Genomic DNA, 26,434 nt, shown 5'->3' on the forward strand with positions numbered 1-26,434 from the left:
AATTTCATGCCGATCAGTGCTGAATCCCACCCTTTATCGTCGGAACAGGCCGCTACCTTCGATCAGGTGCTGCGCGATGACCCGCAATACCGGGAAAAACTGGACGCGGCGGTGGCTGCCGGCGGCAAACGCCTGTTTGCCGCCCATTTCAACGGCAAGCGGGTGGCAGTGGCGCTGGTAGAAGAAAATTGCCCCGAGCTGGACTGGGTGGTGGTACACCCGGCCACCCGGGGCCGGGGAGTGGGCAAGGACTTCCTGCGTCTGATCGGCCAGCAACTGGGGGCAATCCTGGCCCTGCCCCGCAAATGCGACCCAACACGCTGATATCGACCCCCGCGCGGTAACGGTTATGCCCGCGGTGCCTGCATGTCCGAGAGCGGCAGGCGAATATGCAGGGTAAAGCCCCGCCCGGGCCCCGGGCTTTCCGCCCATAGCTGGCCATCCACCTGTTCGATCATCACCCGGGCCATGGCCAGTGACAGACCGAAACCTTCCTCGTGGTGGCGCGAGCCCATCACGAAGAAGGGCTCAAGAATATGCTCAAGCTGCTCCGCCGTGGCGCCCTTGCCCTCATCCCGGATGCGAATCTCCGCGTAACCGCCGGGCACATCCACTTCACTGGAAATGTCCACGCTGTCGCCTTCAGCACTGAAGCGCAAGGCGTTATCCAGACCGATGGACAACACTTCCTGCAGCTCCCCTTCACTGGCGTTGACCCGCAGGTTCGGTGATACACGGTTACGCACGGCGATGCCGCTCTGCTCAATCCGCCCGGCTTGCTCACGCAAAATCCCATCCAGCACCCACATGGGCTGACAGTTGCCCACCGGTGGCGGCTGATTGCGGTCTGACAAATCAAAATAACGCAGCGAGGTGCTGACGATACCGGTCAGCCGCCGCTGGCCCTTGCGCACCATGGCCCAGACATCCACATCCTGGTCACCCTGTGAATCCTGGCCCAGGGAGTCAGCCGCGCCGATCCAGTTAATCGGCGTATTCAGCTCGTGACTGATGTACTGCAGGAACATGGATTTGTCCTGGTTCATCTGCTCGATATCTGCCAGATGCCGCTCCAGATTCTGTTGCGCTTCAAGGGCCAGCTGTTTGCGCTCGGTCTCCAGAAAGCGAATCCGGTCGCCCAGCGCCAGCGACAGCATGACTACCACCCACAGGGCGCCAAAATGCGGCAGATAAGGCACGAACACGCTATAGGGCATCAACCCAAGATTGCCCAGGGCGAACAGGAAGATAGTCAGCAGAAACACCGACCAGGCCAGTACGTAGAGCCGCGCGACCCGAAACCCCTGCCGCCAGACCATCCAGCCCAGCCAGCTGAACAGCACGATGGTCATCAACGCAATCACCGTGGAAAGGTGATAGGTCCAGGGGGGCTCCATGAGCCACTGCAGCACAAAGGCGCCGCCAACCATCATCAGGTAATGTTTTATCAGCCGATCATAGCGGGGAAAACGTTGCGCCAATTGCAGAAACTGGCGGGAATACAGGGCAAGGGCCAATGTAATCACATAGGTACTAAGCCAGAAGTATTCATTGATCTTGGGCGTTTCCGGCCACAGGTATTGCAAGCCAAAGCCGCTGACATTGATGTTGAAAAAAATTATCCCGCCCAGAAACATCACGAAGTGCAGATGCACATTGTCGCGCAGAGACAGGTAGAGCAGCAGGTTGTAGACCAGCATAATCACCAGGGAGCCGTAAAACAGGCCCTGCATCAATTGCTCAAGGTATGTGAACTCCACCAGCCCCTTGGCACTATAGAGCGCCGGCATCATGTTCAGGGCACCCTTGCCGCGCACCTTGAGGTAATACTCCTTCACCCCGGGATCGTCGGTTTCCAGGCCAAATACAAAGGCCCGATGCTTCATGGGCCGCTGGTCAAAGTTCCGAGTATCCCCCACTTCCAAAGCACGATAATTGCCCTCCCCGTCAGGCGCATAAAGAGTCAATTCATCAAGGATCGGATGACGCTCCACCAGAAACCAGCTTCCGTCCACACCGGTGGAATCCACGGCAATACGTAACCAGAAAGTGCTGCGGGTGAAGCCGAAGTTCAGGGTACTGCTTTCGCTGTTGCGAAAGCGGCTGGCAAACTGGTCACGGACCTGATCCAGAGTCCAGTCTCCCTCCGGATCTTCCAGTATCTGCATGTACTCGCCCAGCAGCACTTTCTCCTTGGCATCAGCCAGTGCCACCGTCCTTCCCTGGGCAGCCGTGGCCAGGCCGCACCACACAAGCAGAAGCGTCAACACTGAAAATTGGAACTTTTGCAAAGGTCCTTCCCCTAAACTCACACGATCAATGCTAAGTTATCAGTCAGTCATTTCTGACTGGTATAATCCGGGTCCATCGTCCAACACGCAAGGAGAGCTCCATGGGACGCTTGATAAAAATTTTGCTGATCACAATTTTTGCCATCATTCTGCTATTGGCTATCGCGGTTTTTGTGATCACACAGGTGATTGATCCCAACGAGTTCAAACCGGAAATTGAAAAACAGGCCAGGGAGCAGGCCAATCTGACTCTGGATATCCAGGGCGACCTGGCATGGCAATTCTGGCCATCGCTGGGCGTCAGCCTGGGCCGCACCGAGGCCCGCATCGCGGATGAGGAGGAGCTGTTTGCCGCTCTCAACGCGGCCAGCGTCAGTGTTGCAGTACTTCCCCTGCTGTACGGTCAGGTGGAGATGGACGGCATCACGCTGGCAGGCCTGGATGTAAACCTGATCGAGGAGCCGGATGGCGCCAACTGGGAGCAGATCGGCCCGCAAACTGCGGCGGAAGAAACGCCGGAGGAGGCAACCACCGCCGCTGACGAAGAAGGCAGCAGCAGCCTGGATATTCCCCTTACCATTCCCAGCGTGGCCGTCACCGACGGCAAGGTGCGCTATCGCAACACCAGCGACGGCACCGACATCGTGGTAGAGCATTTCAACCTGAACGCCCAGGACGTCAATCTGGATGAGGCTTTCCCACTGCAGATGTCACTGCGTTATCAGGACCAGAGCGACATGCGGGTGGACCTGAATCTGGACACCACTCTCACCACCGATCTGGATGCCAACCACTTCATCCTTGACCCGATGACCCTGGACGCCAACATCGCCGGCGCCACCACCATGCCAGTGGATGTGCACCTGGAACAGAAGCTCGACGTGAACCTCAACGAGGACACCGTCTCTATCAAGGATCTGCTGCTCACCGCCGCTGGCACCGAAACCCGCGGCAACATCGACATCGCCGCCCTCACTGGCGACATGCAGCTCAGCGGTAATCTGTCCACCGCCCCCTTTGACGCCAACAAGGTACTGGAAGCCATCGGCGAAGCCCCCATCGAGACCACCGACAGCAAGGCGCTCAGCAACATCGCCATGGAGACCACTCTGGCCGGCGAGCCCGGCAGCGTCATGGCCAACCCGCTGAAGATCACGCTGGACAGCAGCACTCTCAGCGGCAGCGCCGGCCTGGCCAGCCTGGAAAGCGGCAAGATCATTTTTGACCTGGCGCTGGACCAGATCACCCTGGACGGCTACATGCCGCCATCCTTGGATGAGCCGGCCACCGCTGCTGCCGGCGGCGGCAAGGACGGCGGCACCGCCAACCTGTCCACCGCGGAACTGATTCCGGTAGAAGCTCTCCGCCCCCTTGTCATGGATGGCAAACTGCGCATCGGCAGCCTGAAGTACGACACCATCGACGCGAGCAATCTGAAATTTGCAGTCACTGCCAACAACGGCATCCTGCAGCTCACTGAAGCCCGCGGCGACACTCTCGGTGGCAGCTTCAGCGCCAAAGGGAAGCTGGATGCGTCCGGCAACACTCCACGCATCACCGCCAGCAACACCGTGACCAGCATGCAGATCCAGCCACTTGTACAACTGGCGCTGGAAGACGACCTGGCCAAGGGCATTTTCGCCATGAGCGGCAGCTACAGCGCCAGCGGAAATAGTGAAAAAGCACTGATGGATTCCGCAAAAGGCACTATCGACATGTCACTGGCCGATGCCACCGTGCGCGGCCTCAACCTTTACCAGACCCTGGTCGGCGGCGTAAACGATATGCTTGGCCAGTTCCAGGGCCTGGCCACAGCACTGATCCCCAATCAGGAATCCGGCAAGCTGCCCAGCGCCCTGTCCGAAGACACCAAGATCGTGGACCTGACCACCAAGGCGCGTCTGGACAAGAACGTGGCCTACCTGGACAGCCTGAATGCGGTACTCAGCAAAGGTGAGATCACCGGTAACGGCTGGATGAATATCCTCAATCAGGATTTCGACCTGAAAATCGGCATGCAGTCCCCGGAACTGGGTACCTCCAAGTACCTGGAAGGCACCACCTGGCCGCTGCGCTGTGAAGGCAATCTGGGCGGCAGCCCCGCCAAATGGTGTGGCCCGGACAAATCCGGCTTCAAGGACATTGGCAAGCAAGTGGCCGCCAAAGCCGCTCAGCAAAAGATCAAGGACAAGCTGGGCATCGACGGCGAAGGCGACACCGCCGAGGAAGTGATCAAGGATGCCGCCAAGAAAAAGGCCAAGGAAGAAGTGGACAAACAGCTCAAGGATGGCCTGAAAAAGTTGTTTAACTAACGCCACACGCGGCACGCCTCACGCTACACGCCACGCCGGCTTCGTCACCGGCGCAAGGCGTGAAGCGTGTTGCATGCCTGCGTCTTCACAGGTACAACTCGCCGCATGCGCAGTCCTTCACCGATCCCCCCTCCACCGTCAGCGATGCCGTGCTCGCCTGGTACGACCAATACGGTCGCCAGAGTCTGCCCTGGCAGCACCCCCGCACACCCTATCAGGTGTGGGTTTCGGAAATCATGCTACAGCAGACCCAGGTCACCACGGTCATCCCCTACTTCCAGCGGTTCATGGAACGTTTTCCGGATGTACACAGCCTGGCCAGCGCCGCCCAAGATGAAGTTCTGCACCTGTGGACCGGCCTGGGCTACTACGCCCGCGCCCGTAACCTGCACAAGTGCGCGCAAACGCTGGTGGCGGAACATGCGGGCGACTTCCCGCATACCGTGGAGGAAGTCGCTGCCCTGTCCGGCATCGGTCGCTCCACCGCCGGCGCTATTCTTGCCCAGAGCCGAGGGATCCGTGCCGCCATTCTCGACGGCAACGTGAAACGGGTACTGGCGCGTCTGCATGCAGTGGAAGGCTGGCCCGGCAAGAAACCGGTGGAAAACCGCCTGTGGGAACTGGCAGAACATTACACCCCTCACCAGCGATTGGCAGACTACACCCAGGCCATGATGGATCTCGGCGCCACCGTCTGCACCAGGGGCACGCCCAATTGCAGCGCCTGCCCGATACAGCCCCACTGCCAGGCCCACGCCAATGGCAATCCGCAGGACTATCCCGGACGCAAACCGAAAAAAACAGTGCCGGTGCGCACCACCGTGATGCTGATCCTGCGAGATACACAAGGCCGGGTGTGGCTGGAACCCCGGCCATCATCTGGCATCTGGGGTGGCCTGTGGTGCTTCCCGCAGACAGATGATGTCGATCTTTTCGACGAAGCTCTGGCCCAGCGAGCGCTCAGCACCAGTGACACACCACAGCCCCTGCCAGGCTTTCGTCATACCTTCAGCCATTTCCATCTGGATATCACGCCGCTGGAGGTCCGGGTACACACCGTCGGCACCCGAGACAGCAACGGCCGCTGGGTGGACCCGGCAGCCCCGGGCGAATTGGGGCTGGCCGCCCCGGTCAAAAAACTGTTGAGCCGGCTCGACCATCCACAGCAGACGAGCATGTTATAGTCCCGCCATACCCATTCCGCACCATGGAGACGTTATGAGTCGCACGGTTTTCTGCCGCAAATACCAGAGCGAACTGGAAGGCCTGGACCGCCCCCCTTCCCCGGCCCCAAGGGGCAGGACATCTTCGATAATGTATCGCGCAAGGCCTGGCAGGAGTGGCTCCACGAGCAGACCATGCTGATCAACGAAAAACACCTGAACGTGATGGACCCACAGGCAAAAGGGTTTCTGGACGAACAGCGCGATCGTTTTTTGAACAACGAAAACTACGAAAAAGCCGAGGGTTACGTTCCCCCTGCTCACGATGCGAACAAATAGCCGCTGATCACTTGACGCCTCCGGCTCGAGCCGCTTTAATACGCGCCCTGATTGCCCGGATAGCTCAGTCGGTAGAGCAGGGGATTGAAAATCCCCGTGTCGGTGGTTCGATTCCGCCTCCGGGCACCATCTTGAGAAGCCCCGCTCAAACGAGCGGGGCTTTTTTTATGCTGCAGAATCGCCTGCCCCGCCCAAGGGCTACCACTCCTATCGGCTTCCCCCTTATCCTGACACTGCACTCACCGCAGGACAGCCCATGAAGACACGCCTCCTTCTGCTTGCCACCCTGATACTGATCAGCGGCTGCGACAAAACTCCAACCGGTCGCGACCAATTAGCGCTGGTACCCGGGTCGATGATGGCCCAGTTTGGCAGCCAGGCCTTCCTGCAGATGCAGCAACAGATTCCGGCCAGCGAGAATACGACCCGTAATGCCCGTGTGCAGTGCATCGCCAGGGAAATCCTGCTGGAAGTGGGCAATCGCTTTCCCGGCACCCCCATGCCGGACACCTGGGAAATCGTGCTGTTTGATGACCCCACGCCCAACGCCTTCGCCCTGCCTGGCGGCAAGATTGGCGTGAACCAGGGTTTGCTGGACGTGGCCGACAACGACGCCCAACTGGCCGCAGTCATCGGCCACGAGGTGGCCCATGTGCTGGCTCGCCACGGTAATGAGCGCCTGACCCAGGAACTGGGTATCAAGGCGGTATTGTTACTGGTGGGGTTATTCAGCGAGGGGGACGGTGATAGTGAACGAATCATCCAGGCACTGGGACTTGGCGCCCATCTGGGCATTGCCCTGCCCTTCAGCCGTGCCCATGAGGAAGAAGCCGATGTAATGGGACTGGAGTTGATGGCCAGTGCCGGTTTCGATCCGCGAGAGAGCACCCAGCTGTGGCGCAATATGGCCGCCGCGGGGGACGGGCAACCGCTGGAGTTCCTTTCTACCCACCCAAACCATGAATCGCGGATCGAGGCACTGGAACAGCGGATGGACGCAGCGCTGCCACTGTATCAGCGCACCACTCCGGTGGATTGCGGGAGCCCGTGAGTCTTGCCGTAGGAACGCTCCGTGACATCTACAAAGCCGCTGCAGGAACGGAGCGTAGCGGAGTAACGCACGTAGTTCCGTGCGGCCCGAAGGGGAGCGCAGCGAATACCCCTCTTGAGGGACGAATCCGAGCCTGAGCGAGGAAGCATGCTCCTGATCGCCCTACGGCGATGTCCACGCTGATGCGTGGTTCGTCCCTCAAGAGGAACTCCCGGCATAAACGTGTGACTAGCGCCGCCAGCGACACGCCTACGGATAGGCCAGCCTACCTGCCCAATGACGCCTTCGCCGTAGCCGGCACCACCGCCGGCTGCCAATCGTAATCCTTCATGTTCACGCGCCAGGTACGGGCCATGAACTGGAAGGTGGCGTGGGGCCACAGGGCGGTATTGCGGCCATCCGCCTGCTGATACCAGCTCATGCAACCACCGTTCTGCCACACCGTGCCTTTCAACTCTTCCTGCAGCTTGTCGTTGTAGCGATTCTGCACATCTTGTTTCACGTCCAGCCAGGCATCGCCGCGCTGATCCAGCTTGCTGATGGCATCAATGACATAACGCACCTGGCTCTCGATCATGAAGATGATCGAGTTATGGCCCAGCCCGGTATTCGGCCCCACCAGCTGGAACATATTCGGGTAACCGCTGACGGTGGTCCCCAGGTAGGCCTCCGCGGCGTCTTTCCAGTCATCCTGCAGACGGTGACCCGGCAAGCCGGTGATCTCGAAATCCTTCATGTAAATGCGCGGATCGACGATAAAGCCGGTGCCCAGCACCAGACAATCCGCCTGCTGCTCAGTACCATCACTGAAGACAATGCTGTTCTCGCGGATTTCCTTCACCCCTTCGGTGACCAGCGACACATTGTCCCGGTTGAAGGTGGGGTAATAGTTGTTGGAAATCAGGATGCGCTTGCAGCCCAGGGTGTAGCTGGGTATCAGCTTGCGAGCGGTCTCCTTGTCCTTTACCTGATAACGGATAAACGCCTTCAGGGCCGGCTCTGCCAGCTTGGCCAGGCGCGGTTTGAAGATCGGCACCACACGGGCTTCGTTACTCAGATACAGACGCAGGCGGTGCAGCTTGCGCAGGGCCGGGAAGCGGCGAAACATCCACTTACTCAGACCGGAATAGGCGCGTTCGTCACGGGGAATAATCCATGGCGGGGTACGTTGCACCACGGTGAGATGTTCCGCCTCTTTGGCTACGTGCGGCACATACTGAATGGCGCTGGCGCCGGTGCCAATGGACACCACCTTCTTGCCCGCCATGTCGTAACCGTGATCCCACTGGGCCGAGTGAATGATCTTGCCCTGGAACTTGTCTATTCCCTTGAAGTTGGGGAAGGAAGGGACATGCAGGGGGCCGCTGGCCAGCACCCAGTGCTGACATATCACCTGGGAGCCATCTGCCAGGTCCAGGGTCCACAGGGCAGCCTTGTCATCAAAATGCGCGCCGGTCACTTCCGCATTGAAACGGGTGAACTGGCGGATGCCGTGCTTTTCAGTGACCCCATTGATGTAGCTGTGGATCTCCTGCTGGCCGCTGTAGCGGTGACTCCAGTCCGGATTGCCCTCAAAGGAAAACGAGTACATGTGCGACTGCACATCACAGGCTGCACCCGGGTAGCTATTGTGATTCCAGGTACCGCCCACATCGTCGCCCTTCTCCAGCAGCAGAAAATCATCGATGCCAGCTTCTCGCAGCTTGATGGCCATACACAGACCGCCGAAGCCACCACCGACGATGGCCACCTTTACGCGACGGGTTTGTACATTGATCCGGGCCTGACTTGTCATCGTTATCCTCCATGGACAGCACCGCTGTCATTCGTCATTGGCGATTACTCTAGCCATGGTTGGCGTCGGTGAATACGTGTTAACCTGAGCTGAAAATTGATAATTCCGGCCAAGGCTTTATCCCATGTCCGCTCGCTCGATCCTGGCACTGATCTACACCGTGGAACTTCTGGAAACAGAGAAAGGACTGGATTGCGCGCCGGTGCTGGCCCGCCATGGCCTGGACAAGGCCAGCCTGGACCCCAACAGCGAAATCGGCCGGGACCGGGAGCTGCTGATCTTTTCCGAGCTGCTGCCCCGGGTGGATGACCCGATGCTGGGTTTCGAAATGGGCAGTCGCTTCGGTTTTGCCGGCTATGGCCAGCTCACCATGCTGCTGATGACCAGCGAAACCGCCTTTCAGGGCTTCCAGTTCGGCGTGAAATACCAGGCGCTTACCTATCTCTACGGCGAAATCGCCCTGACCCCGGGGGAGCACAGCACTGCCCTGGATCTGTACCCCATCTCACTGCCGCCGGAGCTGCGCCGCACCCTGATCGACCGGGACATGGTGGGCACCTTCAAGCTGGTCAACGATATCCAGACCCAGCTCAATCTGGACCTGAAACCGGCCGAGGTCTGGATGCCCTATGCCCGCCCACCGGAGGAACAGGTACGGAGATTCGAGGACTATTTTGGCTGCCCGATACGCTATGACCAGCCCCACTGCCGAGCGCTGATTCGCAATCAGGACCTGGCCGTACGCCTGCCGGGCTACAACAAAATGGCCCAGGACATGTACCGCGACCAGTGCGACGCCATGCTGGCCCGTCGGGAGATTCCCACCGACAACCTGGCCACCCGGGTGGCCAGCTACCTGCAGCTGTTCGTACGCAGCTACCCCACTGCCGAGCAGGTGGCCCGGGCCTTCGGTATCCCGGAACGCAGCTTCCGGCGACAGTTAAGCAGCGAGCAAAAGCCCTTTCAGAGCATCATGGATCAGGTGCGCGAAGAGAAAGCGAAACGGTACCTGGCCGATTCAGAGAAAAGCGTGGCGCAGATCGGCGAGCTGTTGGGTTATAGCGAGTCGGCGGCCTTTGTAAGAGCGTTTGAACGATGGACGGGGATGACGCCGGCCCGCCATCGCAAAGAGGACAGGGATGGGCAGTAGGAGCGCCGCTTGAGGCGCGAACAACACCATTTCGAGTTACGAGAAACGAGTTTCGAAAACCAACACATCCGACCAGGCAGGTTTTGCCTTTCACAACTCGCTTCTCGAAACTCGTTACTCGCTAACGCTCGTTTCGCGCCTCAAGCGGCGCTCCTACGGAGGCTTCGTAGAAAGATCAGTCTTGCCGAATGCGCTCCACAATCTTCGTCGTAGAGATATCGTCGATAAAATCGAGCACCTTCACTTCACCGCCATAGCCTTGCACAAACTCGTGCCCAACCACCTGATCCACACTGTAATCGCCACCTTTTACCAGCACATCCGGCTTGATGGCTTCCAGCAGTGGCTCAGGGGTATCGGTATCGAAAGACACCACCCAGTCCACTACCTCAAGGGCCGCAAGAACCGCCATGCGGCGCTCCAGGGGATTGATGGGACGGCCCGGTCCCTTCAGGCGACGGATGGATTCGTCGCCATTCACCGCCAGAACCAGGCGATCACCCTGACGGCGGGCGGAATCCAGATAGCCCACGTGACCGGCATGAATAATATCGAAACAGCCATTGGTAAAGACGATCCGCTCGCCCTGGGCGCGGGCATCTTCGATGGCAATCAACAACTGATCTTCCGTCATCACACCACGGCCCAAGCCACCTTCCTGATGTACCGCCCGGCGCAATTCCGGGGCAGAGACCACCGCGGTGCCCAGCTTGCCGACCACGATACCAGCGGCGATATTCGCCAACGCCACCGCGTCCGCCATGTCGGCACCGGCGGCCAGCGCCACCGCCAACACCGAGATCACCGTATCGCCGGCGCCGGTCACATCGAATACTTCACGGGCACGGGCAGGCAGGTGCAGCTCCGGCTGACCATCGCGCAGCAGGGTCATGCCCTTTTCGCTGCGGGTTACCAACAGGGCCTGCAGGTCAAGATCCCGGATCAGTTTCTGGCCCTTGGCAATCAGATCCTGCTCATCTTTGACCGGGCCGGCCACCGCTTCGAATTCACTGAGATTGGGCGTAAGCAACGTCGCGCCACGGTAATGACTGAAATCCGTTCCCTTCGGGTCCACCAGTACCGGCACGCCGGCTTCCCGGGCCAGGGCAATCAGACCGGGGCAATCACGCAACGCCCCCTTGGCATAATCGGACAACACCAACGCCCCGCAGTGAGCCAGTTGCTCCTTTACCTTGCTGGCGAAAGGCGCCGGATCCTGGTCGTGGAAGGCTTCTTCGAAATCCAGGCGCAGCAACTGCTGCTGGCGACTGATGACACGCAGCTTAGTAATGGTGGGGAGGCCATTCACCTTCTGAAAATGACAATCCACTTCCGCGGCACCGAGGCGCTCCTCAAGGATAGAGGCGGCCTCGTCATCGCCGGTAATCCCCACCAGCTCGGCCCGGGCGCCAAGGGCGGCCATATTCAGGGCCACGTTGGCCGCGCCACCAGGACGGTCCTCCAGCTCGGTCACCCGCACCACCGGTACCGGCGCTTCCGGCGAGATTCGCCCGGTGGGGCCATGCCAATAACGGTCGAGCATGACATCACCTGCCACCAGAACACGGGCCTTGCCAAAAGCAGGAATATGCGGATTGTGCATAGGTTCTCCAAAACACAACAGAGCCGGATTTCGAGGCAGTGTAGCATAGCCGGATACTTAGCTAACCTGCTGAAAGTGTTCGAGGAAACACCGAAACGCCAGGGACACAGACAAAACCCGGGAAGCCGGATAGGCAGTAGATGCCGCGGGCTCTGGGCAGTACACTTTGCCGCCGCTACGCATCCACCGGTCAGACGGGTATCATGTCCCCCAACCGAGAGAATCCAGGGAGCCACAGGACCATATGCCGCCATTACCCCCCAACATCATGCAAGGTCGCTGGCTGCGCTGGTGGCTGACCCTGTCTTTTGCAGTGATGTTCAGCGGTACCTTCCTGTTCAATTCCCGCATTGGTTTTCTCAATGTACTGGACGTGCTGTTCTTTCTGCCGGCACTGACCTTGCTGACCCGGGCCGTGGTGAGCGGTGACTACCGTTTGATGACGTCGCCGTTGTTGGCGCCGCTGTATCTGTTCATCGGCTGGGCAGCCCTGAGTTTCGCCTGGGCCGAAGAGCCCAACACCTCGCGCGCCGTTCGCGGCATGGTGCAGCTCATCGTCATGGTTGGCATCTTCCGCTGGCTGCACCTGTATTTCCGCAACACCTTCAAACAGGCTCTGGCCAATGGCGCCCTGTGCTGCATGGTCGTTGCCACCATGGTGATGATCAGTTACTACACCACCCAACCGCTTAGTAGCCCCCTGTTCAGCGAGCCGGCCAATCTGATCTTTCACCTGCCATCCCTGGATCCCAGCGTTGCCCTGATGGCCATGGTAGCCCCTACCTTTATCCTGCTCGCCCAGGGCATGGAAGAAGGGGTCAGTGGCAAGGGCGGGCGTCGCCTGGTCGGTGCTGCTGTGGGCTTTGCCTTTCTGTGTCTGACATCACTGCCTCTGGGCCTGATGACGGTAATGCTGGGGCTGAGCTGGCTGGCCAGCCGGCGGCGACGCTCCTGGTTGGCGGTAATTCCCTTGCTAGCCGGGGTCTATCTAATGCTCGAAGGCCGTAGCGACTTCACCCTGAGCAACTATTTCCTGCATCCGCTGATTGGCAATGGTCTCAATCAGGAGACCCTCAACAGCGTTCTTGCCGAGGACAATAACCGCCTGCTCAGCCTGGCGCATCCACGCAACCTGTTCGTGTTGTTGATCCACAGCGTCGGTCTGGTCGGCCTGGTTCTGTTCCTGGCCAGCTGGATAAGCCCTTTCACCGCCCTGTTACAGCGCCAGATCAACTGGCATGAGGACGCGGCCTATTCAATCGCTGTGCTTCCTGGCCTGTTCATGGCATTCGCAGCCGGTGCCTACCTGCTGGTGCCTTTTCATGCCAGCTGGCTCAGTGTCTGGTTGCCATTGGCCCTGCTGCTCGCCCGGCTGAGTGAGCGCCCCTCTATCCGCCCTAACAGCCGTTAAATTTGTCTCGAGATTTGCATGGGAAAACGTAATAACCGCCCCACCCGATTGTCTGATCCCAGGCTATACCCTAGCTGGATCGGCGTGGGCCTGTTCTGGCTGATCGGTCAGCTGCCCTGGCGCCTTTTGCAGGCCATAGGCAGAGGCTTGGGGCGCCTGGCGTGGCATCTGGCAAAAAAACGGCGCCATATTGCCCAGACCAACATTCGACTTTGCTTCCCGGAGCTGACGCCGGAAGAACAGGACGAGCTGGCCCACCGCAGCGTCATCAGCACCGGCGAGGCGATCCTGGAGATGGCCGGCAGTTACAATAATCACCGCATCGACCTGAATAAGAATCTTACCGTGACGGGCATGGAGCACATCGAAGCCTGCCAGGCCAGGGGCGAGGGCGTATTGCTGCTGGGAATGCATTTCAACACCTTGGATACCTGCTCAAGGATGCTTGCCACCCTGGTGGATATCCATGCGGTCTATCGCCCCAATGACAACCCGGTCATCGACCGGCTTATCGACCGGGGGCGCCGCCACTACGTTCGCAGCACCGTCGACCGTACCGATATCCGGCAAATGCTGCGCCTGCTGCGCAGTGGCGAAATTGTCTGGTATGCGCCGGACCAGGACTACGGCACTGCCCACGCTGTGTTCGTTCCGTTCTTCGGCATTCCAGCAGCCACCATCACCGCCACCAGCCGCATCGCCAAGATGGGCAAGGCTGCGGTGATCCCGTGTGCGCATTATCGCTTGCCTGGGGGGCGGTACGAGATCGAGTTCGGACCAGCACTGGAACATTTTCCCGGCGGCAACGAAGCGGCGGATACCGCCCGCATCAATCAGACTATCGAACACTATGTCCTCAAGCATCCCGAGCAATATTTGTGGGTGCATAAGCGGTTCAAACATCAGCCCGAAGGTCGGCCCTCTCCTTACAAGAAATTATAGGCCTGCCATTACCAAAACCACATCATCGCCGCCGCTATCAAAGACCTCCACTACCCGAAGTGACACTCTGTTCTCGTCAATCAGGCGCTCCATATCATCACGGTCGACCAACCAGACAAGGAATTCTCCACTAGCAACCGCATCAGGCTGTTCCATTGGCGACATGAAGTAAGTTCTTCCAGCATAAAAACTGATCCGGGGATCATTGAAATACACTACGGGGGAATTCTGCTCTATCAACCAGTGCCCAGCCTGAACAAGGGACATCTTTTCCCGGGCAGAAGAACTGTAGGAGCCGGTCAACGCCATCATCGCCAACACAAAAACGGCCACGGAACGCCACTTTGCAGATCCGTTTTCATAACCCTGTGCAAAACGCAGAAATAACCAGGGCATGACCACAAGAGCAAGCAGTACCACATAGCGAGATGAGAGCAGAAAATAGGCAGTGAGAAAAACCACCAATATCAGAAACCAGATCACAAAGACTGTGCCGTAAATCCGTTTCTCCCGGTCAGGCAAGGTCGCCTTACCCATGAAGAGCGCCAGCAAATAAGGTCCCAACAGTGCCAGTAATTGGGCCGGAATAATACTGACCAGGCCCACGAACAATACCAAGCCGCCGTATTCCCGAGAGTACTCATGAATGAAGGTGTCAGCGAATTTCTGGGAGATGGTCATGAACTCCTGATATCGGGCGACCACATCAAGAGCATCCAGGTAAAGTCGGATGCGCTCACCAAAATCGCCCTCAAAGGCATACCAGAGCCCGACCAGCATCGCCGTCACCACCAGGCTGCCCAGCACAAGTAGCTTGCGTCTACCCCCCTTCAGCCCCCAAGCCAAGCCCAAAGCCATACCAAGACCCGCCACCTCAAGCCGGCAAAGCATGCCCATCAGCAGCAACGCCACCCCGGCCAAGGCATAACGCCAGCGCAACGTCTCATCAAAGCGGATAACAGCGTAAATGGCTCCCAGGGAGAAAAACCAGGCAGGCCAATCCCGTAAAATCTGAGCACGATTATCGTTGAACCCCGGAAAAGCCAATGCAACAAGCACAGCAAGAAACACAAACCGCTTTGCGGTCATTGACCCCAGCAGTACGGCCAGCAACGCCGTAGCCCCGGCAGAAAATAGCGATACCACCATCATGCTGGTTACAGTATCGCTGAAGGGGCTGATGCTGATTACACCAGCCAGAAAATAAGAAAAGAAAGGCCAGTTAAATTGCTCTACATTCCCGCCATGCTCGGCAATACTCCGGGCCATATCAATGTAGAGCATGCCATCACGATTAATGACCGGATCACTGTAAAAGGCGAGCAGGGACAGAATCAGGCTCCCGAGAAAAGCCATCACGGCCGCCTGTTTTTGTTGGCTCAGCGTCTCCCACCCCTCAAGAATTCGCACGAAATTGCTCCCAGTTTTTTTCAAATCGGAGTCGGTCCTTCTTGTTACCGCCTTGTCCCAGCAGTCCGCCGTCCCGGACGGAGGCCGCATCCAGATCAATAAAACAGATTTCACCCCGGGCACTCACAAGAATATTCTGGGCTTTCATATCACCATGACTCAGCCCCGCCCACTGGAACAACGCCAACCACTCCCGGACCTTGTCAGCGACAATAGAAGCATTATTTCTGTGCGTTTCCATGATTTCACTCAACCGGATACCGGAGAATTTGGGGCAGACAATGATGCTTTGTCCCGCTTGTTCTCCCTGAGTAAACTCCACCAACAAAACTGGCTCAGGAGTGGGAACCCCCAATAAACTCCAGGTTAGTCCTCGCCGCCAGCTGGTCATTCCGTGAGACAGCCCCAGCTTCTGACGCAGACGCCCTTTCCAGCCCATGGAGTGATAATGTTTGACCACCCACTGATCGTTTCCGGTGACGCGCACACGCCGCCCTTCCTTTATCAGCGACAACCCGGACGACCGCTCACAAAGTGCCAGTAGCTCGTCAGCCTGCTCGCGCCATTGCCGGTTCAGATACACAGTGCGGTCCGGCTGCAACTCCACGGATACCGCCGTACAGTTACGCGTCCATTTTCTGTCCGCCTTGATCACACGGCGACTCAGCAAACGCTGACAGGAGGCATCAAACCCCTCGCTGTTCAGCCCCCAACCCTCCATCGCTTTTTTGATCTCACGGATCAGAGGCTGCTGGAAGGGGAGTTGAAACTGTACCGCCAACAAGGCCAGGTTGTTCTTCAGGGCGCGAGGGTCAAAAGACACCACTCGTTTCATTTCTCCGGCATCGATACAGTAAAGCCCCGCCTCTGACACCATGAAATTTCCGGGGTGAAGATCCTTCTGAACCCAGCCAAGCCGGAACAACTCCCAGACCAAGTTGAGCATCCGGCCAACCAGCTCCGGATCAAAACCGGCACCCAGTACGGTTTGCAGATCAGAGCCCGGCAGTTTTTCCAGTAACAGGACAGCGTGGGGGCCCTGTTGATACAGCTTGAGCACACCGGGTACCGGCATCGCCTGCTCGGCGAGCATGGCCAGCGTCTCGGACTCAGGGCGGGCATGCTGGCCACCGTCATTAAAGAAAATCTTGGCAACAACCGGTTGTCCCTGCCAGGTCCCGGAGGCCACCAGGCGCTTGCCCGGAACCAGGCGCAAAACCTGCTCACCGTCGAAGGTCGCGCCAGCTACCGTAACCTGAAACGGCGAGTCATCCTCCCACTGCCGCGTCGACAACGTCTCGATATTCATGACAGCCACAGGCTCCGAAGAAAGCGACGCAAGTAACGGGGACTTAATGCCTGCAGGGGGGATACCCGGAACAACTGCCGATAAAGGCGACCCACATCCTGGTAGCGGCCCGCCCGTTCACACAATTTGATCAGGGAGATCAGTCGGCGAGCCCGGTAAGATTTGCGCAGGGCTTCCGCCCATTGCGGCAGACCATTATCGTCGAAGATTTTTGCTTCCAGAGAGAGCCCCACCTTGAGCGCGGCATCCACATCGTGACGCATGCTGCCCGCATGCTTGTGAATCATCGCCACCGGCGTGGAGAAACAGGCCACATCGTAATTCGCCAGAATATGAGCAAAGACCGGCAGGTCTTCGGTATGACGCAACGCCGGATCATAACTCACCGATTCAAACAGCGATCGGTGCATGGCACAGGCGCCGTTGGAAATGGTCAACTTCTTGTTCAGATAGTTGGCAAAGTTCAGCTTGCGCTCAGCGCTGGCCTCCAGCGGTGCGATAGATGTCTGCCTGTCTGTCGTGGCAGACACATGACCTCCGATCAGCAACCGCGCCGAAGGGCAAGCCGTCGCACACGCCTGATATGCCTCCAGCGCGCCGGGACACATCTCGTCATCCGCATCCAGAAAGACTAACCATGGGTAGCGACTTTCTTGCAGCCCCCGGTTGCGAACCGCCGATAACCCCTGGTTCGTCTGGGAGATATAACGCAGACGCTGATCCCCCAGCGCCACCAGTCCCCGCATCACTATATCGGTGTCGTCCGTGGAGCCGTCGTTGACAACGATTACCTCCAGCGCCGGGTATGACTGATCCAGCACTGAGCGCACGGCGCGTTCTACACAATGGCCGTAATTGAAAACCGGAATGACCACTGAGAAACCCTGGTTCATATATCTTTTCCCGGATGATCATTGTATTGCAGCGGAAACCCCGGCGGCTTCTCGTAATACCGACGGTAGATTTTCTCGCCTTCCCGGCGGCTGGCATTGAGCAGTCTGGCGTGACGCTTGAGCACAGCCCGCAGGTCATCACCGAAGTACACCTTGAGAAAGCGCAGTACGTCCCGCCGCGTCATCCCATAACGGGCAGTGGAAAAATACAAACCACCCAGGTCCTTCACTTGCCAGCGCCAGGGCACACTGCGACGCACCTGAGAACGATGCAGATCAATCAGGTACAGCGGACCAGTAGCGTCGTGCTCGACCGCCGCATTCTTCGGTATCAAAAAATGGGCGATATAGAAATCACGATGGTTGATCCCGGCCCGGTGCATGCGCCCGGCGATATCTGCCACCCGGCAGATCAGCTGGCGCTTGAAGCACACCGGCACCGTCCCCTCTTCCAGCCAAGACTCGCCCAGATCCTCCAGGCTCAGGGTGTGCACCAGATCCTCGGTGACGATAAAGGACTGCAGACTGGCCGGGTTGCGTCCCCGAGCCCCGTAGCCAACCACGGTCATGGTATCCAGCCCCGCCGACCGCACAGCATCCACCGCGTTGACTTCCTGCATGGCGCCCAGCACCGGCAACTTGGCCTGGGTCAGGTTCTTGATGATCTCCCGCCAGCCGATACCACCATGGTATTTGAGAAAGTAACTGGTCTCGCCCACGTGAAAACGTAAAGTTCGGCGCCCTTCCCGCTCACGGAAAATATCCCCCTGCTGACACGCCGCTTGCTCGAAAGGGTCTTTGCCTTCCCAGGCGCTAGCCAGGTCATCGCGCAGAAACAGTTGCATGTGGATCCCTTTGTTATGCCTTGTCCGCACGGCCTTCCAGCGCCCGCACGGCATGCTCCACCAGATCGTAGATATCACCGGTACGTGAAAACGCCCGGCCTTTTTCACGCCAGGAATCCCTGGCAGTGTCGAGCAGCACCTGAGCAGCGTCAGCCAGTTCTTCTGCGCTGACGCCGTCGGCCATGACCCGCCCCATATTGGCCTGTTCAATGTAGGGGGAATAGCCACAGGCCCGTGTGGTGAGTACCGGCAAGCCGGCAATCGCGGCTTCCAACAGTACGGTACCAGTGTTTTCGGCGTAGGCCGGGTGTAGCAGCAAGTCCGCTGACCATAGCCAGTGCGGCACATTATCCTGACCGCCCATGAAATGCACCCGGTCCGCCACGCCAGCGCGCCGGGCAATACGATCAAATCGCGCCTTGCGATCATCGCCGACAATAAACAACTGCCCACGCCCCAGCGACGCTATCATTTCAATGGCCCGGTCCAGTCCCTTGGTCCGGAAACCAGACCCCACGAACAACAGCATGGGTTCATCGTCGTCCAGGCCCAGATTCGCCCTGAACGCCTCCCGCAACGAGGCATAATTCTCCGGCAACACCCGGTCACGGCGGATGCCCGGAGGCAGCGACACAAAGCGGTTTTCCGGTGTGCGGTAATGTTTTATGAACAGGGCCATCTGCGGTGGAGAGATGGAAAGAATCCGGGTAGGGCTGTGTTCCGAAAACACTGCTCGCTCCATAGCCAACTTGCTGCCGTAACGAGGCAGCAGACTGCGGGGAAAATGATAGCGTTCGGCAAGACAGCCATCAGCCGCATAATACCAGTCCAACCCAGGCATCTTGTTGAAGCCCACCCGCAGGTCGAATTTATCCCAACGCTGACTCACAACCTCCGCGAAGGCTTTGTCACGGCCATGATTACTGGACGCAGTGACCGGAAGCAGCTGCACTGCTATCCCCTCTGGCGCAGGGTCGCCCTGCCACTGGCGCGCAAAAACAGTCACCTGGTGCCCTTTTTCCACGGCGCGTCGAGCAATGGAAAGCATGTCCCGTTGCAACCCGCCGTAAGGAAAATATTCAAACAAGGCAAAAGCCATCTTCATGCAGTGCATCTCCGCAATTCGAGCCACACCTGCCTGGGCTTAAGACTGCTGAAACAGGGCGGCTCCACGCCCTTGCCCAGTTCACCGCGATAGGTGCATTTTTCCTGCACGCAGGGTGCACACGGGAAATCCGCAGCCAACGAATGGGCCTGGATGCCGCGCACCCCGGTTAATACCGGGTCTGTGGGACCATAGAGCGCCACTCCAGGCAAGCCGGCAGCAGCAGCCAGATGGGCCAGGCCGGTATCCACGGCGATAAACGCATCCCATTCGAGGAATTTATCGGTGAGTTCATCCAGTCCCATTTTCGACAGGACCTTTGCCTGACCCAGGCCCTCACTCAGGCGTTCGGCACGGGCTTTTTCCGCCTCGCTGCCCCAGGGTAGGAAAACCCGATGGCCTTCACTGGTAGCCAATTCCAGCAACTGGCGCCAGAAGGCTTCCGGATAATGTTTGGTCGGCCAGGTGGTGCCATGGCAAAACACCAGTTGTGCCGGGCGGCTCAACGGTGTGGGCACATGGCTGCGCGGCAGGCCGTAATCCGGGGCACCATCGGGCAGGTCGTACGACAGCGCCAGCGAAAACAGTTGCCGCACCCGGTCGATGGCATGCTGCCCCTTCGCCACCCGCAGAGGGTGATCGAGAGCCTTGGCAGACAAGCCTTCCCGTGCGGACTGTTTATCCAGTCCGAATTTTTCTCCGCGCGCCAAACGGGTCACGAAGGCGCTCTTGATCAGGCCCTGGGCATCGATCACCGCATCATAGGACATTGCCTGAATGGCGGACTTGAAGGCAGACCATTCACCGGAGCGGCGAGCCTTGAAAGGATGTTTGCGCCAGCGGCGCAGGGCACATGGGAAAACCTGATGGACCGCGGGGTGGCGACGGGCCAGGTCGGCAAAGCCCTCTTCCACCACCCAGTCCACCTGCAGATCGGGAATGGCCGACAGCGCATCGGTCAGTGCCGGCAAGGTGTGGATCACATCCCCCATGGAGGAGGTCTTGATCAGCAGCACTCGCATGGATTAGCTACCCGCTAGAGCCTTGGACTTCCTTTCCAGGCGACCGAGTAATGAGCGCCCCTGAGTGCCCAGCTTGGGCTGTACCATATAGTGATGGAGGAAACGGATTTTATCACGGGCAGAAAAACCTTCAGAGCGCCGCGCCAAGCTATCCAGGTCCCGCAATCTGGGACGCAATGCATGATAATGAGGCCGACAGCGTTCCATATCGATAAAGCGAGCATCAAAACGCTGCATCGCCTCCGACCAAGACACAAACACATGCTTGGGGTAAAGATTCTGATGAACCAGGCCCCGCTCATGAAGCAGACGCACTACAGCGGCAACATCCCGAATCAGGGCAAACCGGCGAGCCGTAGACAACTGATCCAACGCCACCTGATCCAGACTCTGGAACCCAGCAAGATCGAGACTCACCAGCATGGCTTCCCTGTCTCCATTAAGGTTGCTGGCAGCAAAGAACAAAGGCTCCGCCACCGGCACCCCAGCTTGCCAGCAGCCCATCAGTGCCTTGTATTCCTGATATAAGGTAGCCTGCCCAGATAGCGGATGCAGCAAGCTACGGCGCACATAATTACGCTGGTGCTTGATATAGACTGTTGCCTCACCACCCCATGGGTCACTCACGCGCGCCCGAAAAACCTGACTGATACCACGCCCCCTATGGTTAGGTTCATCAATCAGAGTCTTATCCAGAGCCAACCAGTCACTAATCGTTTTCAGTCCATGTCCCTGCAGCGCCAACCGCCAGTGAGGATGGAAATAGCTAGCCTTCAATTCTGTTTCGATTACTCACCTCCCACCAGTTGCTCCAAAGCATCAACCACAAGTTGCGGCGGCAGTTGGCGCAAACAGTTCAGATGCCCCAGCGGGCACTCACGCTCAAAACACGGGCTGCACTCCAGGCCTAATCGCACTACCGCTACACGATCACCCAGCGGTGGCGTAAACCCCGGCGAGGTGGAACCGTACACTGCTACCAGTGGACGCTTGAGGGCGGCGGCAATATGCATCAGCCCGGAATCGTTGCTGACCACCGCGGTGGTGGCCGACAACAGATCCACCGCCTGCTCCAGGGAAGTATTACCCGCCAGCACCACGGCATGCTCATCCGCACTGTTATCCAGCATCTCGACGATGGTATCAGCCACGGGCTGATCCTTGCCGGAGCCGAAGATCCATACCTGGCCACCGTGCTCAATCCAGTGCTGTGCTACCGCCGCGTAATGATGCTCCGGCCAGCGCTTGGACGGACCGAATTCGGCACCGGGACACAGGCCCAGCACCGGCCGTTGCGTATCAAGGCCATGTGTCGCGATAGCGTCTTGAAGCGAGTCTTCACTGACTTCCAGGTGCGGCGCAGTAATGGTATCCAGTTTCGGTGCCGGCGCATCCGGTGACAGCGCCAGCGCTACAAAGCGCTGCACCATCAATGGGTGGCCTTCCTTGTCCAGCTTGCGCACGTCGTTCAGCAGGCCGTAACGCATTTCCCCACGCCACCCGATACGCTGCGGGATCTTTGCCGACCAGGGCACCAACGCAGACTTGAGGGAATTGGGCAGCACATAACTCTGCTGGTACTGACCACGCAGGGATTTGCCCAGCGCATGTCGCTCACCCAGCTTCAGGTCGCCATGATCGAAAGGCAGCGATAGCGCCTCGCGCACTTCCGGCATGCGCGACAGCAACGGCCGACACCAGGCCGGCGCCAGCACATCGATGGCACAGTCCGGGTATTGGCGACGCAGTTCGGAAAAAAGGGTCTGGGCCATTACCATGTCGCCGACCCAGGACGGGCCGACGACAAGGATGGCGGAGGGCGAGTCGGACAAGAATGCCGGCATGCGCCTGCTCAGCTCACGTAAGTGAGCCAGTCTCCGTAGTTTTCATCCTGTTTGCCGCGCACCAGGTCGAAATACACCGCCTGCAACTGCTCGGTAATCGGACCACGCTTGCCTGCGCCAATGATGCGTCCATCCAGCTCCCGAATCGGCATGACCTCTGCGGCGGTACCCGTGAAGAAAGCTTCATCGGCGATATACAGCTCATCACGAGTAATGCGTTTCTCACGCACCGGATAACCTCGCTCTTCGGCCAACTGAATGATGGTTTTGCGGGTAATGCCGTCCAGACAGGACGTCAGCTCCGGGGTGTAAAGCACGCCGTCGCGAACCAGGAATACGTTTTCACCGGAGCCTTCTGCCACATAGCCTTCGTTGTCCAACAACAGCGCCTCATCGGCACCGCCGGACAGGGCTTCATTAAGGGCCAACATGGAATTCATGTAATTGCCGTTGGCCTTCGCCTTGCACATGGTGATGTTCACGTGGTGACGGGTGTAGCTGGAGGTTCGCACCTTGATGCCCAGCTCCAGGGCTTCCGGAGACATGTAGGACGGCCATTCCCAGGCTGCCACCATGACATGCACTTTCAGATTGTGGGCGCGCAGGCCCATCCCTTCGCTGCCATAAAACGCCATCGGGCGCAGGTAAGCGTGGGGCAAATTATTTTCCCGAATAGACGACAGGTGCGCCTCGTTGATCTGCTCTTTGGTGAAGGGCAGTTTCATGTTGAGGATATGCGCACTGTTGAAAAAGCGGTCGGTGTGATCCTGCAGACGGAAAATCGCCGGCCCTTTTGCCGTCTCATAGGCGCGCACACCTTCGAACACACCCATGCCATAGTGCAGAGTGTGCGTGAGCACGTGAACCTTCGCGTCCTGCCAGGGAACCAGTTCGCCATCCAACCAGATAAAACCGTCTCTTACAGCCATCGACATGGCAGTGATACTCCCAGAGCTAAGGACCTGCAGAGTGTCAGCCCTGCAGGTCGAACCAGTGCTTCCAGATCGCTCGCACGCCTTCACGCAAATCGCGGAATTGAGTGTCGTCGACAATGGATTTCTCTTTGCGCAACGAGGCGCGATGAGCCGCGGATCGGTAAGCGAGGTACGCTTCCCGCAGCAGGCCGGCATCCTGTGCCGACATAATATCCAGTGCAGCCAGTGTTTCGAGCAGCCGCACATTATCGGTGAAGCGGGTCAGTTCACCGTGGGAGGAGGCCCATCTCAGAACCCCGTATTGCACCATAAATTCGATATCAACGATACCACCCGGATCCTGCTTGAGATGGAAGCGCTCCTCCCCTTTCTCCCCCAGGTGGTCAACCATCTTGTCGCGCATGGCCAGGACATCTTCGCGCAGCTTGTCCAGGGGACGCTCGGCGCACAGCACCTGGTGGCGGATCGCATCAAAGCGCGCCCGGGCCCGGTTGCAACCGGCCACCACGCGGGCACGCACCAGGGCCTGATGCTCCCAGGTCCAGGCTTGATTGAGCTGATACTTCTCAAAGGAATCCATGGAACTCACCAGCAGACCGGCACTGCCGGAAGGCCGCAAGCGGGTGTCCACTTCGTAGAGCTGACCGCTCATGGTACGGGTGGAAAGGATGTGGATGATGCGCTGCCCCAGGCGAGCATAGAATTGCTCGTTGGACACCGGCTTGTCGCCATCGGTCACGCCGCCGCTGGCTGCATCGTGCAGGAATACCAGATCCAGATCGGAGTTGTGGCCCAACTCGATACCGCCCAGTTTGCCATAGCCCGCCACCACGAAATCCGGACTGCAGGGCTGGCCATCGGTCCGCGAGGGGCGGCCGTGGCGCTCCACCAGCGGCTCCCAGGCGAGCATCACCACCTGGTTAAGAATGCTTTCCGCCAGCCAGGTCAGATAGTCACTGACCTTCATCAGTGGCAGCACTTCGGTCACTTCCGAGGCAGCCACCCGCAACAGATGGGCCTGCTTGAAGTTACGCAGCACCTCCATCTGCTGTTCCAGATCATCCTCGGCCACGCGCAGCAACTGCTGACGCAGCTCGTCGTCCAGCTCTGCCCGCTCCGGTGGCGAATAGAGAGTGCGCACATCCAGCAATTCGTCCAGCAGCACCGGATGCAGAGTGAGGCGCTCGGCAATCCAGGGGCTCGCGCCGGACAGCTTCACCAGCTGGGTCAGCGCACTGGGATTTTCCACCAACAGGGCGATGTAGGCACTACGGCGCAGTACCGCTTCCACAAAGGCCAGCAGCCGCACCACGGTGATTTCGCCATGGCCCTGATAACCCAACGCCTCCAGCAGCAGAGGCATCAGCCGGTCCAGACGCTCGCGGCCGATCGCCTGCATGTTCTGCACCGAGCGACCTTCACGGAAATTATTCAGATGGGCGTAGACCTTGTCGCCCTCCTGCACGCCGATGGCTGCCAGTTGGGCCGCAGCCTGGGCCTCATCCAGCTCGCCCAGCCACAGATCCAGCAACTCCTGATCAGCGCCCTGGGCGGCATCGGTTTCCTGCTCCGGGTCTGCAATCACCTGGCTGAAATGATGACGCACGCTTTCCCGGCAGCGACGCAACTTGCGCTCGAAGGCGGCCCGGGCGGAAAAGCCCATGGCGAAGGTCAGACGCTGCCAGCCAAGCTCGTCGTCCGGCAGGCGCTGGGTCTGCTTATCGGCTACTCCCTGTAATCGATGCTCTACGTCCCGCAGGAACAGATAGGCTTCGGTCAGCTCATCCGCCACGTCCTCGGGCAGCAATTCCAGCTCCACCAGTTGCGGCAGCACCTTGATCAGGTTCGGTTCCCGCAGGGCCGGCAGCTGGCCACCACGGATCAGCTGGAACGCCTGAACGATAAATTCCACTTCACGGATGCCGCCGGCACCCAGCTTCACATCCGCCTGCATGCCCTTGCGGTTCACTTCCCGCTCGATCAGGGACTTCATCTCACGCAGGGAGTGGAAGGCCCCGTAGTCTATATAACGACGATAGACGAAGGGATTGAGCCGCTTGATCAGGCGTTTTCCCGCCTGCAGATCACCACCCACCGGGCGCATCTTGATCAGCGCATAACGTTCCCACTCGCGTCCCTGGGTCTCGTAGTACCCTTCCATGGCATCGAAACCAATGGCCAGTACGCCGCTCTTGCCCCAGGGGCGCAGGCGCATGTCCACCCGAAATACGAAACCGTCGGCGGTGGGCTGGTCCAGGGCCTTGATCAACTGCTGGCCCAGGCGCACGAAAAACTGGTGATGGCTAAGGCTGCGTCGCTCACCCTCGATTTCGCCTTCATGCTCATAGGCGAAAATCAGATCAATGTCCGAGGACAGGTTCAGCTCCCGCGCCCCCAGCTTGCCCATGGCCAGCACCACCAGCTTCACCGGCTTGCCATCCGGCCCCACCGGGGTGCCACTTTTCTCACAGGCCCAGCCGTGCAGCACGGTCAGCGCTTCCTGTATCAGGGTATCCGCCATCAGCGACAGATCCGCCACAGTGCTGTGATAATCCCCAATCCCGGCCAGATCCCGCCAGATGATGCGCACCATATGGCGGTGGCGCAGACGGCGCAGGGCACGCTTGAGTTCATCCTCGCTGTGACAGGCGGCCAACTGCTCCTGCACGGTCTGACGGAGCGAATCCTCAGCCAGGGCGCCACTCGGATCACTGTCCTCAAGCCACTGGCCCAGGCCCGGATCACGCTGAAACTGCTGCGCCACATAGTCGGAGCCCGCCCACACCCGGGGCAGGTCATCAAGCAGGGCGTCGGGGATACGGTGACCGGATTCCACAAAGTGCTGCCAGTGCTGGCTGACCAGCACCGACAGTTCATCCGGCAGAGCGTGATATTGGGGTTCTTTCATGGGCGGCTATTGTCGTACGGGAGGGAGAGAAAGGCTAGAGGGCAGGAAGGAGTTGCACGTTGAAAGTTCAAAGCTGAAAGGCGCGGGAAGAGCCTGGACCGCTTAA

At 59.0% G+C, this 26,434-nt stretch carries 20 protein-coding genes, 1 tRNA gene and 1 pseudogene; 9 read left to right on the top strand and 13 right to left on the bottom strand.

The annotated features are described in order from the left end of the window. Positions 1-6 precede the first annotated feature (6 nt). A complete protein-coding gene (locus ACMG4M_RS15275; protein ID WP_414430331.1) occupies positions 7-324 on the top strand; it encodes an acetyl-CoA sensor PanZ family protein in 318 nt (105 codons plus the stop codon). Positions 325-347: 23 nt separating this feature from the next. Here ACMG4M_RS15275 and ACMG4M_RS15280 read toward each other — a convergent pair whose 3' ends face one another. Further along, positions 348-2,213, bottom strand: a complete 1,866-nt coding sequence (locus tag ACMG4M_RS15280; protein WP_414430332.1) for a 7TM diverse intracellular signaling domain-containing protein — start codon at positions 2,211-2,213, stop codon at positions 348-350. 179 nt (positions 2,214-2,392) lie between these two features. On the opposite strand from ACMG4M_RS15280, the gene ACMG4M_RS15285 reads away from it, so the two are divergent. The 5 genes and pseudogenes from ACMG4M_RS15285 (at position 2,393) to ACMG4M_RS15305 (ending at position 7,156) form a co-directional block, all read left to right on the top strand. Further along, entirely contained in the window at positions 2,393-4,603 is a 2,211-nt protein-coding gene (locus ACMG4M_RS15285) for an AsmA family protein (protein WP_035245203.1), read from the top strand. Between the two features lie 149 nt (positions 4,604-4,752). Beyond that, positions 4,753-5,787 carry an A/G-specific adenine glycosylase gene (mutY, locus tag ACMG4M_RS15290; protein ID WP_414431144.1) on the top strand — a complete coding sequence of 345 codons (1,035 nt, stop codon included), beginning with the start codon at positions 4,753-4,755 and terminating at the stop codon, positions 5,785-5,787. A gap of 34 nt (positions 5,788-5,821) precedes the next feature. Then, positions 5,822-6,105, top strand: a pseudogene (locus ACMG4M_RS15295) (oxidative damage protection protein). 53 nt (positions 6,106-6,158) lie between these two features. Then, positions 6,159-6,234, top strand: a tRNA-Phe gene (locus ACMG4M_RS15300). A 127-nt stretch (positions 6,235-6,361) separates the two neighbouring features. Further along, entirely contained in the window at positions 6,362-7,156 is a 795-nt protein-coding gene (locus tag ACMG4M_RS15305) for a M48 family metallopeptidase (RefSeq protein WP_035245209.1), read from the top strand. 265 nt (positions 7,157-7,421) lie between these two features. Here ACMG4M_RS15305 and ACMG4M_RS15310 read toward each other — a convergent pair whose 3' ends face one another. After that, entirely contained in the window at positions 7,422-8,951 is a 1,530-nt protein-coding gene (locus tag ACMG4M_RS15310; RefSeq protein ID WP_035245211.1) for a flavin-containing monooxygenase, read from the bottom strand. Positions 8,952-9,075: 124 nt separating this feature from the next. On the opposite strand from ACMG4M_RS15310, the gene ACMG4M_RS15315 reads away from it, so the two are divergent. Then, on the top strand, positions 9,076-10,101 hold the full coding sequence (locus ACMG4M_RS15315) for an AraC family transcriptional regulator (RefSeq protein ID WP_035245213.1): 1,026 nt from the start codon (positions 9,076-9,078) through the stop codon (positions 10,099-10,101). Positions 10,102-10,276: 175 nt separating this feature from the next. Here ACMG4M_RS15315 and hldE read toward each other — a convergent pair whose 3' ends face one another. Next, entirely contained in the window at positions 10,277-11,704 is a 1,428-nt protein-coding gene (gene hldE / locus ACMG4M_RS15320) for a bifunctional D-glycero-beta-D-manno-heptose-7-phosphate kinase/D-glycero-beta-D-manno-heptose 1-phosphate adenylyltransferase HldE (RefSeq protein WP_414430333.1), read from the bottom strand. A 244-nt stretch (positions 11,705-11,948) separates the two neighbouring features. Here hldE and ACMG4M_RS15325 point away from each other — a divergent pair, with 244 nt between their 5' ends. Both ACMG4M_RS15325 and lpxL read left to right on the top strand, forming a co-directional pair. After that, on the top strand, positions 11,949-13,115 hold the full coding sequence (locus tag ACMG4M_RS15325) for a hypothetical protein (protein ID WP_414430334.1): 1,167 nt from the start codon (positions 11,949-11,951) through the stop codon (positions 13,113-13,115). Positions 13,116-13,133: 18 nt separating this feature from the next. Next, positions 13,134-14,057: an LpxL/LpxP family Kdo(2)-lipid IV(A) lauroyl/palmitoleoyl acyltransferase gene (gene lpxL, locus ACMG4M_RS15330; RefSeq protein WP_414430335.1), complete on the top strand. Its 924-nt coding sequence runs from the start codon at positions 13,134-13,136 to the stop codon at positions 14,055-14,057. Here the strand turns inward: lpxL and ACMG4M_RS15335 are convergent. Genes ACMG4M_RS15335 through glnE form a run of 10 tightly spaced genes read right to left on the bottom strand, consistent with a single transcriptional unit; the run spans position 14,052 to position 26,328 of the window. Next, a complete protein-coding gene (locus tag ACMG4M_RS15335; protein WP_414430336.1) occupies positions 14,052-15,467 on the bottom strand; it encodes an ArnT family glycosyltransferase in 1,416 nt (471 codons plus the stop codon). The two genes, lpxL and ACMG4M_RS15335, sit on opposite strands and share 6 nt — an antisense overlap. Further along, the gene (locus tag ACMG4M_RS15340; protein WP_414430337.1) at positions 15,454-16,776 is read right to left on the bottom strand and encodes a lipopolysaccharide kinase InaA family protein; all 1,323 of its coding nucleotides are present in this window, start codon (positions 16,774-16,776) and stop codon (positions 15,454-15,456) included. Before ACMG4M_RS15340 ends, ACMG4M_RS15335 begins: the two co-directional genes overlap by 14 nt. Then, positions 16,773-17,669 carry a glycosyltransferase family 2 protein gene (locus ACMG4M_RS15345; protein ID WP_414430338.1) on the bottom strand — a complete coding sequence of 299 codons (897 nt, stop codon included), beginning with the start codon at positions 17,667-17,669 and terminating at the stop codon, positions 16,773-16,775. The genes ACMG4M_RS15340 and ACMG4M_RS15345 overlap by 4 nt, the downstream gene beginning before the upstream one ends. Then, complete coding sequence (gene rfaP, locus ACMG4M_RS15350; RefSeq protein ID WP_414430339.1) at positions 17,666-18,514, bottom strand: lipopolysaccharide core heptose(I) kinase RfaP; 849 nt, start codon at positions 18,512-18,514, stop codon at positions 17,666-17,668. Before rfaP ends, ACMG4M_RS15345 begins: the two co-directional genes overlap by 4 nt. 13 nt (positions 18,515-18,527) lie before the next feature. Further along, positions 18,528-19,619 carry a glycosyltransferase family 4 protein gene (locus ACMG4M_RS15355; protein ID WP_414430340.1) on the bottom strand — a complete coding sequence of 364 codons (1,092 nt, stop codon included), beginning with the start codon at positions 19,617-19,619 and terminating at the stop codon, positions 18,528-18,530. Further along, a complete protein-coding gene (gene waaC / locus ACMG4M_RS15360) occupies positions 19,616-20,641 on the bottom strand; it encodes a lipopolysaccharide heptosyltransferase I (RefSeq protein ID WP_035245231.1) in 1,026 nt (341 codons plus the stop codon). Before waaC ends, ACMG4M_RS15355 begins: the two co-directional genes overlap by 4 nt. 3 nt (positions 20,642-20,644) lie before the next feature. After that, positions 20,645-21,418 (bottom strand): lipopolysaccharide kinase InaA family protein, encoded by a 774-nt coding sequence (locus ACMG4M_RS15365; RefSeq protein WP_198030607.1) that lies wholly within the window; start codon positions 21,416-21,418, stop codon positions 20,645-20,647. An 11-nt stretch (positions 21,419-21,429) separates the two neighbouring features. After that, the gene (gene waaF, locus ACMG4M_RS15370) at positions 21,430-22,485 is read right to left on the bottom strand and encodes a lipopolysaccharide heptosyltransferase II (RefSeq protein ID WP_035245235.1); all 1,056 of its coding nucleotides are present in this window, start codon (positions 22,483-22,485) and stop codon (positions 21,430-21,432) included. An 8-nt stretch (positions 22,486-22,493) separates the two neighbouring features. After that, positions 22,494-23,420: a branched-chain amino acid transaminase gene (locus ACMG4M_RS15375; protein WP_035245237.1), complete on the bottom strand. Its 927-nt coding sequence runs from the start codon at positions 23,418-23,420 to the stop codon at positions 22,494-22,496. Between the two features lie 37 nt (positions 23,421-23,457). Then, complete coding sequence (gene glnE / locus ACMG4M_RS15380) at positions 23,458-26,328, bottom strand: bifunctional [glutamate--ammonia ligase]-adenylyl-L-tyrosine phosphorylase/[glutamate--ammonia-ligase] adenylyltransferase (protein WP_414430341.1); 2,871 nt, start codon at positions 26,326-26,328, stop codon at positions 23,458-23,460. Between the last annotated feature and the right edge of the window lie 106 nt (positions 26,329-26,434).

Origin of the sequence: Alcanivorax sp. IL3, assembly GCF_047495465.1 — a bacterium.
GTDB classification, from domain to species: domain Bacteria; phylum Pseudomonadota; class Gammaproteobacteria; order Pseudomonadales; family Alcanivoracaceae; genus Alcanivorax; species Alcanivorax jadensis.